A 12,336-nucleotide genomic window follows, 5' to 3' on the forward strand; every position below is an offset into this window, starting at 1 on the left:
TCAGCCTCCGGCGATCGCTTGAAACAGCAAAATGTCGTCACCGTCCTGCACCTGATGGTCGGCCCAGTCGGCACGTGGGATGATGGTTTGGTTGATCGCCAGCGCGGTGCCCGGCTGGTGGCGTTCCAGCTGGGTCAGCAGGGCGGCGACGCTGAGCGGCTGCGCCAGCTCCAGCGGTTGGTCGTTCAGACGGATCTTCATGCGGCGCCTCCGCAGACCTGGCAGGCGCGGGCCCGGCTCAGCTGCAGCGTGCTCCAGCTCTGCTGCTTGCCGTCGAACAGCCGCAGCTTGCCGCTGAGGGAGGCAGGCAGGCCGGCCAGCATCTTGATGGCCTCCAGCGCTTGCAGAGTGCCGATCACGCCCACCACCGGGCCGAGCACCCCGGCGGTGCGGCAGTTGCGCTGCGGTTCTTCCTGCTCCGGGTACAGGCAGGCGTAGCAGCCGTGCGCATAGGGCGGCTCGAGCACCAGCAGCTGGCCGCTGAAACCCACTGCGCTGCCGCTGATCAGCGGCTTGGCGGCGGCGATGCAGGCGGCGTTGACCTCATGGCGGGTCGCCATGTTGTCGCAGCAGTCCAGCACCAGATCGGCGCGGGCGACCGCGTCGCGCAGCGCTTGCCCTTGCAGCCGCTGCGCCAGCGGGATGGACTCCACCAACGGGTTCAACGCCTGCAGATGGCGTTGCGCCAGCGCCGCTTTGCCGGTGGCGGTATCGGCGCTGCGGTACAGGATTTGCCGCTGCAGGTTGGTGACGTGCAACGTGTCGTCGTCGGCCAGCAGCAGCGTGCCGACCCCGGCGGCGGCCAGATACAGCGAAGCCGGGGACCCCAGCCCCCCCAGGCCGACGATCAGCACCGTGGCGCGCTTGAGTTTTTCCTGACCTTCCGGGCCGACATCCTCCAGCAGCAGCTGGCGGCTGTAGCGCAGGAACTCCCGATCGTTAAGCATCGTTCGGCTCCTTACCTTCGATCAGCCGCAGCAGTTCGGCCGTCGCCGCGCGCCAGTCCGGCGCCTGGGTGATGGCGCTGACCACCGCCACGCTGCCGACGCCGCACGCCAGCACCGCCGGTACGCGATCGATACTGATCCCGCCGATCGCCACCGTCGGGTAATCCGCCAAACCGGCGATGTGGCGTTTTAACTCCGCCAGCCCCTGCGGCGCCGAAGGCATGTCTTTGGTCTGGGTGGGGAAGATGTGCCCCAGCGCGATGTAGGAGGGTTTCACCGCCAGCGCGCGCGCCAGCTCGGCATCGTCATGGGTGGAAACGCCGAGCCGCAGCCCGGCGCGGTGAATGGCCGCCAGATCGGTGGTATCGAGATCTTCCTGGCCCAGATGCACGCCGTAGGCGCCGTGCTTGATCGCCAGCCGCCAGTAATCGTTGATGAACAGCCGCGCCTGATAACGCCGGCCCAGCGCGATGGCGGCGGCGATATCCTCTTCGACCTGCTCGTCCGGCAGATCCTTGATGCGCAGCTGGATCGTGGTAACGCCGGCCTCCAGCAGACGAGCGATCCATTCCACGCTGTCGACGACCGGGTAAAGCCCCAGTTTGTGGGGCGTCGCCGGGAAGGGCGTCGTGATATCAGTCATTGCTCGTCTCCTCCTGCAGATTGCCGGCGCTGTGATACAGCTCGCTGCCGCGGGCGCGGAACTCGGCGGACATTTTTTCCATGCCGGTCAGCTGCACCTCGATCGGTTTGGCGGCCTCTTGGGCGGCGGCGTAGTCGCGCACCTCTTGTGAAATCTTCATCGAGCAGAATTTCGGCCCGCACATTGAGCAGAAGTGGGCGACCTTGCCGGATTCCTGCGGCAGGGTTTCGTCGTGATAGGCGCGCGCGGTGGCCGGATCGAGCGCCAGATTGAACTGATCTTCCCAGCGAAATTCGAAACGCGCCTTGGACATGGCGTTATCGCGGATCTGCGCGCCCGGATGGCCCTTGGCCAGATCGGCGGCGTGGGCGGCGATCTTGTAGGTGATCAGGCCCTGCTTGACGTCCTCTTTGTTCGGCAGGCCGAGGTGTTCTTTCGGCGTGACGTAACACAGCATGGCGCAGCCGAACCAGCCGATCATCGCCGCGCCGATGCCGGAGGTGAAATGGTCATAGCCCGGGGCGATATCGGTGGTCAGCGGGCCAAGGGTGTAGAACGGCGCTTCGTGGCAATGTTCCAGCTCTTCGGTCATGTTGCGGCGGATCATCTGCATCGGCACATGGCCCGGGCCTTCGATCATCACCTGCACGTCGTATTCCCAGGCAATTTTGGTCAGCTCGCCCAGCGTATGCAGTTCGGCGAACTGGGCTTCGTCGTTGGCGTCCTGAATCGAGCCGGGGCGCAGGCCGTCACCGAGCGACAGCGAAACGTCGTAGGCGGCGCAGATCTCGCAGATTTCACGGAAGTGCTGATAGAGGAAGTTTTCCTGATGGTGCGACAGGCACCATTTGGCCATGATCGAGCCACCGCGCGACACGATGCCGGTCAGGCGTTTGGCGGTCATCGGCACATAGCGCAGCAGCACGCCGGCGTGGATGGTGAAGTAATCGACCCCTTGTTCCGCCTGTTCCAGCAGCGTATCGCGGAACATCGCCCAGGTGAGGTTTTCCGCCACGCCGTTGACCTTCTCCAGCGCCTGGTAGATAGGCACGGTGCCGATGGGCACCGGGCTGTTGCGCAGGATCCACTCGCGGGTTTCGTGAATATAGCGGCCGGTGGAGAGATCCATCACGGTGTCTGCGCCCCAGCGGGTGGCCCACACCAGCTTCTCCACCTCTTCTTCGATCGACGACGTGACCGCCGAGTTGCCGATATTGGCGTTCACCTTCACCAGGAAATTGCGGCCGATGATCATCGGCTCCGCCTCCGGGTGATTGATGTTGGCAGGAATGATGGCGCGGCCGGCGGCCACTTCCTGGCGCACGAACTCCGGCGTGATGTTGTCCGGCAGGTTGGCGCCCCAGCCCTGGCCCGGATGCTGGTGGCGTAGCACCTCGCCGCGAATGCGTTCGCGCCCCATGTTTTCACGGATGGCGATAAACTCCATCTCCGGGGTGACGATGCCGGCGCGGGCGTAGTGCAGCTGGGTCACGCACTTGCCCGGCAGCGCTTTGCGCGGCAGCGGCAGATGTTCGAAGCGCAGGTGATCCAGCCCCTCGTCCGCCAGACGCTGTTGGGTGAAGCCGGAACTGGCGCCGCTCAGGGTCGCAGTATCGCCGCGCGCGTCGATCCAGCCGGCGCGCAGCCTGGCCAGGCCGGCGTGCACATCGAGCTCGGCCTGCGGATCGCCGTAGGGGCCCGCGGTGTCATATACCGGGATCGCCTCGTTCTGTTCATACTGCGGGCTATCTTTGCTGCCGCCGACCAGGGTCGGGCTGAGCTGAATTTCGCGCATCGGCACCTGGATATCGCGGCGCGAGCCCTGCAGGTAGATGCGGCGTGAGTTTGGGAAAGCCATGCCTTGCAGCGTGTCGATAAACTGCTGGGCGGCTTCGCGTTGCGCTTTACGGGCGCGCGGTGGATTAACGTTAGACATAGCAAGTTCCTACCAGTGTGTTGGGTTGGGAAAGTTGCTTGTCTGGAGCTCGGAGGGAGTAATGATGGTGGCCGATAAGGCTGGGCGCCCGCAAGGGGAAGGCCGTGCCTGTGGCGATAGATTACTCTTGTTCCCTTCGCGGGTATTAACCCGATCAGGTTCCGCGGATCCCGAATTAACGGTCTCAGCCTGGCTGATTCGATGAACAAATCAGGCGCTAGGCACTCCGACAAGATGTCCCCCAGTATAGGAGGGATAAGAAAAAAAACTATAAAATTTTAACGCGCCGGATCCAGCGCCTGGTCCGGCAGCGGTTGCTGCGCGGCCTCCGCTTCCAACAGGATCAGCTTATCTTCCAGCGCAAAGCGCGCCGCCAGCGTTTCGCCGATATCCGACAAGGCCTGATGGAATTCCAGACAGACCTCCTGATCGATATCCACTTCGGTATAGCGATCGTGGAACGCCATGATCTGTTCGGTGTTGGCCCATAGCTTGGGGTAGATGTTCACCGCCAGCGACATTTTCGGACTGGCTGCGCCTTCCACTTGTTTGATAATTCTGTCATAGATATGAAAATGCCCTGCTGAGAGGTAATCCACCAGGTTATGGCAAAAGTTCTCCAGCGCTTTTTCATTCAGCGGCGTATGCTTTTCTTTATTCGGTTTGAGGCCTACCAGCGTGCAGTAGGCGACCAGCAACTGCTTGCGGGCCTGAAGCCATTGATCAACTAATTCATTACTACCGCCAACGCGCTGAGTCAGCCTTTCCAAACGGTTGAGCATGTTTGACTCCGTGTAAGTAATAAAAGTAACCGGTAAGTTATTAAAATGTAACAAAGCCGATTTGTAGAGTGCCAGTGAAGCTGAGGTTGTGCAACAACGATATGGAACTTGCATTAACGGGCAATGAAAACGGCTGGTGGATCGTCAGCCATGAAAGCAAACTTTGGTTACCGAACGGTGAATTGCCGTCGGGGACGGCCGCCGTCCTCGGGCTGCAGGGCCACATGGCGCGCATCATCGGTGAGTGGGAGGGCGCGCCGGTCTGGCTGGTGCGCCAGGCGATGCCGCGGGAGATGGGATCGGTGCGTCAGCTGTTGGATCAGGATCGTGGTCTGTTCCAGCTTGCCGGGCGCGGCGTGCAGCTGGCGGATTTCTACCGCTCCCATCGCTTTTGCGGCTACTGCGGCCATGAGATGCATCTCAGCCGCACCGAAAGCGCCTGCCTCTGCGGCCACTGCAAAGAACGGTACTACCCGCAGATTGCGCCCTGCGTGATCGTCGCCATTCGGCGCGACGATCAGATCCTGCTGGCGCAGCACGTGCGCCATCGCGGCGGTATCCACACGGTGCTGGCCGGTTTCGTCGAAGTGGGCGAAACGCTGGAGCAGGCGGTGGCGCGCGAAGTGATGGAAGAGAGCAATATCGAAATCAAGAACCTGCGCTACGTCACTTCACAACCGTGGCCGTTCCCACACTCGCTGATGATGGCCTTTATGGCCGATTACCATCAGGGTGACCTTCGTCACGACCCCAAGGAGCTGCTCAACGCCGGCTGGTATCGCTACGACCAGCTGCCGCTGTTGCCGCCGCCCGGCACCGTGGCGCGCCGGTTGATTGAGGACACCGTGGCGCTGTGCCGGGCAGAATAATGTACAATGGCCGGCAGATTATTAAGGGAGCCCCATAAATGACTGAGTTGAAGAACGATCGCTACCTGCGCGCGCTGTTGCGCCAGCCGGTGGATGTGACCCCCGTATGGATGATGCGCCAGGCCGGTCGTTATTTACCGGAGTACAAGGCGACCCGCGCCCAGGCCGGTGATTTCATGTCGCTGTGCAAGAACGCGGAGCTGGCCTGCGAGGTCACGCTGCAGCCGCTGCGCCGCTATGCGCTGGACGCCGCCATCCTGTTCTCCGACATTCTCACCATTCCCGACGCCATGGGGCTTGGCCTGTACTTTGAAGCCGGCGAAGGTCCGCGTTTCAGCTCCCCCGTTACCTGCCGCGCCGACGTCGACAAGCTGTCGGTGTTCGATCCGGAAGTGGAGTTGGGCTATGTGATGAACGCGGTGCGCACCATTCGCCGCGAGCTGAAGGGCGAAGTGCCGCTGATCGGCTTCTCCGGCAGCCCATGGACGCTGGCGACTTATATGGTCGAAGGCGGCAGCAGCAAGGCCTTCACCAAGCTGAAGAAGATGATGTATGCCGAACCGGCCACGCTGCACCTGTTGCTGGACAAGCTGGCGGACAGCGTGATCCTATACCTCAACGCCCAAATCAAGGCCGGCGCGCAGTCGGTGATGGTGTTCGACACCTGGGGCGGGGTGCTGACCGGGCGCGATTACCGCGAGTTCTCTTTGCACTACATGCACAAGATCGTCGACGGGTTGCTGCGTGAAAACGACGGCCGCCGCGTGCCGGTGACGCTGTTCACCAAAGGCGGCGGGCAGTGGCTGGAGGCGATGGCCGCCACCGGCTGCGATGCGCTGGGGCTGGATTGGACCACCGACATCGCCGACGCGCGTCGGCGCGTGGGCGACAAAGTGGCGCTGCAGGGCAATATGGATCCGTCGATGCTCTATGCTTCTCCGGCGCGCATCGCGGAAGAAGTGGAGACCATTCTGGCCGGTTTCGGCCACGGCAACGGCCATGTGTTCAACCTGGGCCACGGCATCCACCAGGATGTGCCGCCGGAGCACGCCGGCGCCTTCGTCGAGGCGGTACACGCGCACTCGGCGAAATACCACCGTTAAGGATCCGATGTGACCGATATGGCGGCCCTGCGCGCCGAACAGCTGCGGCGCGCGGCTGAAATCATTCGCTACGACGATCTGCCGGCCGAACCGCCGACCTTCATCGCCGGCGCCGACGTGGGCTTCGAGCAGGAGGGGGCGGTGACGCGTGCCGCTATCGCCATACTGCGCTATCCGTCGCTGGAGCTGGTGGAATATCAGGTGGCGCGCATCGCCACCGTCATGCCTTATATCCCGGGCTTCCTGTCGTTTCGCGAATACCCGGCGCTGTTGGCCGCCTGGGCACAGCTGCGGCAAAAGCCGGGGCTGATCTTCGTCGATGGGCATGGCATTTCACATCCGCGGCGCCTCGGCGTCGCCAGCCATTTCGGCCTGCTGGTCGATGTACCGACCATCGGCGTGGCCAAGAAGCGCCTGTGCGGCAAATTCGCGCCGCTGGAGGCCGCCGTCGGCGCGCTGGCACCGTTGGAAGATAAGGGGGAACAGCTGGGCTGGGTATGGCGCAGCAAGGCGCGCTGCAACCCGCTGTTCATCTCTACCGGTCACCGCGTGGGCGCCGACAGCGCGCTGGCGTGGGTGCAGCGCTGTATGGCGGGCTACCGTTTGCCGGAGCCGACCCGCTGGGCCGACGCCATCGCTTCGCGCCGTCCGGCGTTTCAGCGTTGGTTGCAGCAGCATCCGGAGGTGTCGCCATGAGCGATTTCGGGTACACTGCGCCGCAGATAACGCGTAAGAGAGTAAAGCATGCTACGTAACCCGATTCATTTACGTCTGGAACGGCACGAGGCTTGGCAACATTTGACCTTTATGGCCAGTTTGTGCGAGCGTATGTACCCGAATTACCAGATGTTCTGCAAACAGACCGAGTTCGGCGATCCGGCGATTTATCGCCGCATTCTGGATTTGGTGTGGGAAACGCTGGTGGTGAAGGACGCCAAGGTCAACTTCGACAGCCAGCTCGAGAAGTTGGAAGAGGCGATTCCGTCGGCGGAAGATTACGATCTTTACGGCGTTTACCCGGCAATTGATGCCTGTATCGCATTAGGGGAACTGATCCATTCGCGGCTCGGCGGGGAGACGCTGGAGCACGCCATCGCCATCAGCGAAACATCGATTCGCACCGTGGCGATGTTGGAAATGACTCAAGCCGGTAGGGAAATGACCGACGAAGAGTTGGGAAGTTTGCCTGCGGTAGAGGAAGAATGGGACATTCAATGGGAAATTTTCCGCCTGTTGGACGCCTGTGAAGAGCGCGATATAGACCTGATCAAGGGGCTGCGATCCGACCTTCGAGAGGCCGGTGTCAGCAACATCGGGATAAATTTAGCGCAATAAGGCAACAAAACGTGATTTAACGCCTGATTTGTCATGCCTTAAGGCTTCACATCCGCACCCTGTCTGGTCTACATTTGGGGGGCGTAAAAAAAGTGGCTATCGGTGCGTGTATGCAGGAGAGTGCTGTCAATCGGCATATCCGTCGCACTCGATGCTTTGCAAACGATAAACACACTGTAAGGATAACTTATGAACAAGACTCAACTGATTGATGTAATCGCGGACAAGGCTGACCTTTCCAAAGCACAAGCTAAACTGGCTCTGGAATCCACCCTGGCTGCTATTACTGAGTCTCTGAAAGAAGGTGATGCAGTACAATTGGTTGGCTTCGGTACTTTCAAAGTAAACCATCGTAGCGAGCGCACTGGCCGCAACCCACAGACTGGCAAAGAAATCAAAATCGCAGCAGCCAACGTGCCTGCGTTCGTTTCTGGCAAAGCACTGAAAGACGCTGTTAAATAAGACCGCGCCTCGGTGAAAAGATTAAACAGAGGGGCGATGGCGCCCCTTTTGTTTACTCGTCGGGTGCTCATGGCCGCCGGCATCGCCCTCGGTCTGAGCGCCTGCAGTTTCCATTCCGATATTCCCAGCTTTACCGCCAGCGGCTTTGTGGCCGATCAAGGCGTGATACGCCTGTGGCGTAAAGACGATGAGCAACATCGCCCGCAGGTGCTGGTCAGCGTCTACAGTCCCTACCGCGGACCGGGTACCATCACCACGCTGTACACCTATCAGGGCGACGTGCTGCGCCAAATCAAACGCAACGACGCCGACGGCGATCGAGATTCCATTCAACTGCGCTTTGCCGACGACGGCACGGTGAGCTTTATGCAGCGCCAGCTGGCGACACGCCGCGAACCGCTGACCCGCGATGAAATCGCCCTGTATCAATATCAGGCGCGACGTATCCTCGAAGTCAGCAATGCGCTGCGCGCCGGCAAGGTCAAATTGCTGCAGGGGCGTTGGTTGCAGGGCGAAGTGCAAACCTGCGACGGGCAGCGCTTAAAACCCGGGTTGGATGCCTCCGCCATCGCCTGGATCGAAAAACGCGCCCGCAGCAGCAGCCGGCCGGTGAGCGTCGCCTGGTTGGAAGCGCCGGAAGGCAGCGAGCTGCTGCTGGTGGCGAACGACGACTTCTGCAGCTGGGAACCGAAAGAAGACCAGCTATAAAAAAGGCCCCGCGCTGCGGAGCCTCTTGTCATGACCTTATCAGGTCAAATCACTTGCCGCGCGCAATCGCGCGATAACCGATATCTTTGCGGCAGAAGCTGCCCGGCCACTGGATGCCTTCCGCCAGCTGATAGGCGCGTTGTTGCGCCTGCGCCACGGTGTCGCCCAGCGCCGTCACGCACAGAACGCGACCGCCGCTGGTGACGACGTCATCGCCCTGCAGGCGCGTGCCGGCATGGAAGACCTTACCGTCGGCGCTTTCCTGTTGCGGCAGCCCCTGGATCACCTCGCCGTTGCGATAGTCACCCGGATAACCGCCGGCCGCCAGCACCACGCCGAGCGCGGGGCGCTCGTCCCAGTCGGAGGTTTTCTCGTTCAGGCGACCTTCGGCTCCCGCCAGGCACAGTTCCACCAGATCGGAACGCAGGCGCAGCATGATCGGCTGGGTTTCCGGATCGCCGAAACGACAGTTGAATTCGATCACCTTCGGCTGGCCGTCGGCGGCGATCATCAGGCCGGCGTAAAGGAAGCCGACGTAGGTGTTGCCTTCCGCCGCCATGCCGCGCACCGTCGGCCAGATCACCTGGTCCATGGCGCGCCGGTGGATTTCGTCGGTCACTACCGGTGCGGGAGAATAGGCGCCCATGCCGCCGGTGTTCGGGCCGGTGTCGCCGTCGCCGACGCGCTTGTGGTCCTGGCTGGTGGCCATCGGCACCACGTTCTCGCCGTCGACCATCACGATGAAGCTGGCCTCTTCACCGTCAAGGAACTCTTCCACCACGATGCGATGACCGGCGTCGCCGAAGGCGTTGCCGGCCAACATGTCGCGCACCGCCTCTTCCGCTTCCTGCAGCGTCATCGCGACGATCACGCCTTTACCGGCCGCCAGGCCATCGGCCTTGATGACGATCGGCGCGCCTTTGCTGCGCACGTAGGCCAGCGCCGGCTCCACGTCGGTGAAGTTTTCATATTCGGCGGTCGGGATGCGGTGGCGCGCCAGGAAATCCTTAGTGAAAGCTTTGGAGCCTTCGAGCTGCGCGGCGGCCTGCGTCGGGCCGAAGATTTTCAGACCGGCGGCCTGGAAGGCGTCGACCACGCCAATCACCAGCGGGGCTTCCGGCCCGACGATGGTCAGACCGATGTCATGGCTCTGGGCGAAAGCGACCAGGGCGGGGATATCGGTGGCGGCGATCGCCACGTTCTCCAGATTGGCTTCCAGCGCGGTACCGGCATTGCCCGGCGCAACGTAGACTTTATCCGCCAGCGGAGACTGGGCGGCTTTCCAGGCCAGCGCGTGTTCGCGCCCGCCGTTGCCGATAATCAAAATGTTCATCAGGGGCTCCACGAATGGCGTGCGCCGGAGCGCACGCGGCAAAAGGAATTAATGGCGGAAATGACGCATGTCGGTGAAGATCATCGCGATGCCGTGTTCGTTGGCGGCGGCGATCACTTCGTCGTCGCGGATCGAGCCGCCAGGCTGGATCACGCAGGTGATGCCGACTGCAGCTGCGGCATCGATGCCGTCACGGAACGGGAAGAAGGCGTCGGAGGCCATGGCGGATCCTTTCACTTCCAGCCCTTCGTCGCTCGCTTTGATGCCGGCGATCTTGGCGGAATAAACGCGGCTCATCTGGCCGGCGCCTATGCCGATGGTCATGTTGTCACGTGCATAAACGATGGCGTTGGATTTCACGAACTTGGCCACTTTCCAGCAGAACAGCGCGTCACGCAGTTCCTGTTCGGTCGGTTGGCGCTCGGATACCACGCGCAGATCGGCGGCGGTCACCATGCCGAGATCGCGATCCTGCACCAGCAGGCCGCCGTTGACGCGCTTGAAGTCCAGCCCCGCCACGCGTTGCTGCCACTGGCCGCAGGCCAGCACGCGCACGTTCTGTTTGGCGGCCAGCAGGGAGCGCGCTTCCTGAGTGACGTTTGGCGCGATGATCACTTCCACGAACTGGCGGCTGATGATCGCCTGCGCGGTGGCGGCGTCCAGCTCGCGGTTAAAGGCGATGATGCCGCCGAAGGCGGAAGTCGGGTCGGTTTGGTAAGCGCGCTCATAGGCGGCGAGGATGTCGTCGCCGATCGCCACGCCGCAAGGGTTGGCGTGCTTGACGATCACGCAGGCCGGTTCGGCAAACTCTTTCACGCATTCCAGCGCGGCGTCGGTATCGGCGATGTTGTTATAGGACAGCGCTTTGCCCTGCAGCTGCTCGGCGGTCGCGACGGACGCTTCCTTTACCTCTTCTTCTATATAGAAGGCGGCTTGCTGGTGGCTGTTCTCACCGTAACGCATATCCTGCTTCTTGATGTAGTTGAGGTTCAGGGTACGAGGGAAGCGGCCGGACGGCTGTTCGGTCTCGCCGTGGTACGCCGGCACCAGCGCGCCGAAGTAGTTGGCGATCATGCTGTCGTAGGTGGCGGTGTGTTCGAAAGCCTTGATGGCGAGATCGAAGCGGGTGGCATAGCGCAGCGAGCCGTCGTTGTTGTCCATCTCGGTAATGATGGCGGCGTAGTCGCTGCTCTTCACCACGATGGCGACGTCTTTATGGTTCTTGGCGGCGGAGCGCACCATGGTCGGGCCGCCGATATCGATATTTTCGACCGCGTCTTCCAGCGAGCAATCCGGGCGCGCCACGGTTTGGGCGAACGGGTACAGATTGACGACCACCATGTCGATAGGCTGGATGTCATGCTGATTCATGACCGCGTCGTCCTGGCCGCGGCGGCCGAGGATACCGCCGTGAACTTTCGGGTGCAGGGTCTTTACTCGTCCGTCCATCATCTCCGGGAAGCCGGTATAGTCGGAAACTTCGGTAACGGGCAGACCGGCGTCTGCCAGCAGGCGGGCGGTGCCGCCGGTGGAGAGCAGTTCAACGCCGCGCTGGGAAAGCGCTTCGGCGAATTCAACGATACCGGCTTTGTCAGACACGCTGAGCAGAGCCCGGCGAATTGGACGAGGTTGTTGCATGGTTTTATCCCTTGGCTTTGAGTCGCAATTAAAGAGCGTTACGTGAATGTCCACCTCGATCTCTCTATAAAGCGCGGTTTTCTGCCTTATAAAGGGAGGGACAGGCACAAATTCAGGTAACGCCCCCGTAAAAAGGGGGATCGTTTCGTCGCGGGGAATTGTAGCGAAAACGTTTGCGTGGCGCTCGTAAATTTTCCGTACAAATCGCATCTGTGGATAACACTGTGTGTAAGTGGGTATAAAGCGGGGTTTTGCTGTGGAATGCAGCTAACGATCGTTTTTGCTGAAAATACCTGTTGCGGCCTGCGAGGAACTCCCTATAATGCGCCTCCATCGACACGGAACATGTGAACAACTTCACAGAGTATCCGGGGGTCGCAGAGAAAAAATCCTGAAAATTAGGGTTGACTCTGAAAGAGGAAAGCGTAATATACGCCACCTCGAGTTAGCAAGCGAAAGCGCCTAACTCACTGCTCTTTAACAATTTATCAGACAATCTGTGTGGGCACTCCACAAGACGATATCCAGCATCTTCGGATGCAAAAAAATATCAAGTCTTGAAGAGTGACTAACTGAAGTA

General features: G+C 61.2%; 13 protein-coding genes and 1 riboswitch. Of the genes, 6 read left to right on the forward strand and 7 right to left on the reverse strand.

Annotated elements, in window-relative coordinates:
• The 5 genes from thiS to ACJ8M3_RS24375 form a co-directional block, all read right to left on the reverse strand.
• Entirely contained in the window at positions 1-201 is a 201-nt protein-coding gene (gene thiS, locus ACJ8M3_RS24355) for a sulfur carrier protein ThiS (protein ID WP_016929423.1), read from the reverse strand.
• Entirely contained in the window at positions 198-947 is a 750-nt protein-coding gene (locus tag ACJ8M3_RS24360) for a HesA/MoeB/ThiF family protein (protein ID WP_413715571.1), read from the reverse strand. The genes thiS and ACJ8M3_RS24360 overlap by 4 nt, the downstream gene beginning before the upstream one ends.
• Positions 940-1,590, reverse strand: a complete 651-nt coding sequence (thiE, locus tag ACJ8M3_RS24365; protein WP_046688071.1) for a thiamine phosphate synthase — start codon at positions 1,588-1,590, stop codon at positions 940-942. Before thiE ends, ACJ8M3_RS24360 begins: the two co-directional genes overlap by 8 nt.
• A complete protein-coding gene (gene thiC / locus ACJ8M3_RS24370; RefSeq protein WP_197845591.1) occupies positions 1,583-3,526 on the reverse strand; it encodes a phosphomethylpyrimidine synthase ThiC in 1,944 nt (647 codons plus the stop codon). The genes thiE and thiC overlap by 8 nt, the downstream gene beginning before the upstream one ends.
• 114 nt (positions 3,527-3,640) lie before the next feature.
• Positions 3,641-3,765: riboswitch (TPP riboswitch) on the reverse strand.
• A gap of 39 nt (positions 3,766-3,804) precedes the next feature.
• A complete protein-coding gene (locus ACJ8M3_RS24375) occupies positions 3,805-4,308 on the reverse strand; it encodes an Rsd/AlgQ family anti-sigma factor (RefSeq protein ID WP_019456431.1) in 504 nt (167 codons plus the stop codon).
• Positions 4,309-4,409: 101 nt separating this feature from the next.
• Here ACJ8M3_RS24375 and nudC point away from each other — a divergent pair, with 101 nt between their 5' ends.
• The 6 genes from nudC (at position 4,410) to ACJ8M3_RS24405 (ending at position 8,785) form a co-directional block, all read left to right on the forward strand.
• Positions 4,410-5,177, forward strand: coding sequence for an NAD(+) diphosphatase (gene nudC / locus ACJ8M3_RS24380; RefSeq protein WP_197845590.1), 768 nt, complete (start codon positions 4,410-4,412; stop codon positions 5,175-5,177).
• A 38-nt stretch (positions 5,178-5,215) separates the two neighbouring features.
• Complete coding sequence (hemE, locus tag ACJ8M3_RS24385) at positions 5,216-6,280, forward strand: uroporphyrinogen decarboxylase (RefSeq protein WP_197845589.1); 1,065 nt, start codon at positions 5,216-5,218, stop codon at positions 6,278-6,280.
• A gap of 9 nt (positions 6,281-6,289) precedes the next feature.
• Complete coding sequence (gene nfi, locus ACJ8M3_RS24390) at positions 6,290-6,976, forward strand: deoxyribonuclease V (RefSeq protein ID WP_069101011.1); 687 nt, start codon at positions 6,290-6,292, stop codon at positions 6,974-6,976.
• A gap of 48 nt (positions 6,977-7,024) precedes the next feature.
• Positions 7,025-7,615 (forward strand): YjaG family protein, encoded by a 591-nt coding sequence (locus ACJ8M3_RS24395; RefSeq protein ID WP_033644369.1) that lies wholly within the window; start codon positions 7,025-7,027, stop codon positions 7,613-7,615.
• Positions 7,616-7,804: 189 nt separating this feature from the next.
• A complete protein-coding gene (hupA, locus tag ACJ8M3_RS24400) occupies positions 7,805-8,077 on the forward strand; it encodes a nucleoid-associated protein HU-alpha (RefSeq protein WP_004929874.1) in 273 nt (90 codons plus the stop codon).
• A gap of 36 nt (positions 8,078-8,113) precedes the next feature.
• The gene (locus tag ACJ8M3_RS24405) at positions 8,114-8,785 is read left to right on the forward strand and encodes a DUF1481 domain-containing protein (RefSeq protein WP_080273415.1); all 672 of its coding nucleotides are present in this window, start codon (positions 8,114-8,116) and stop codon (positions 8,783-8,785) included.
• Positions 8,786-8,834: 49 nt separating this feature from the next.
• On the opposite strand, the gene purD is transcribed toward ACJ8M3_RS24405, so the two are convergent.
• Together purD and purH are read right to left on the reverse strand one after the other, a co-directional pair.
• On the reverse strand, positions 8,835-10,118 hold the full coding sequence (gene purD, locus ACJ8M3_RS24410) for a phosphoribosylamine--glycine ligase (RefSeq protein ID WP_046688074.1): 1,284 nt from the start codon (positions 10,116-10,118) through the stop codon (positions 8,835-8,837).
• A gap of 48 nt (positions 10,119-10,166) precedes the next feature.
• A complete protein-coding gene (purH, locus tag ACJ8M3_RS24415; RefSeq protein WP_206196511.1) occupies positions 10,167-11,756 on the reverse strand; it encodes a bifunctional phosphoribosylaminoimidazolecarboxamide formyltransferase/IMP cyclohydrolase in 1,590 nt (529 codons plus the stop codon).
• Positions 11,757-12,336: the final 580 nt, after the last annotated feature.

Origin of the sequence: Serratia sp. CY55921, from assembly GCF_052167655.1 — a bacterium.
GTDB classification, from domain to species: domain Bacteria; phylum Pseudomonadota; class Gammaproteobacteria; order Enterobacterales; family Enterobacteriaceae; genus Serratia; species Serratia ureilytica.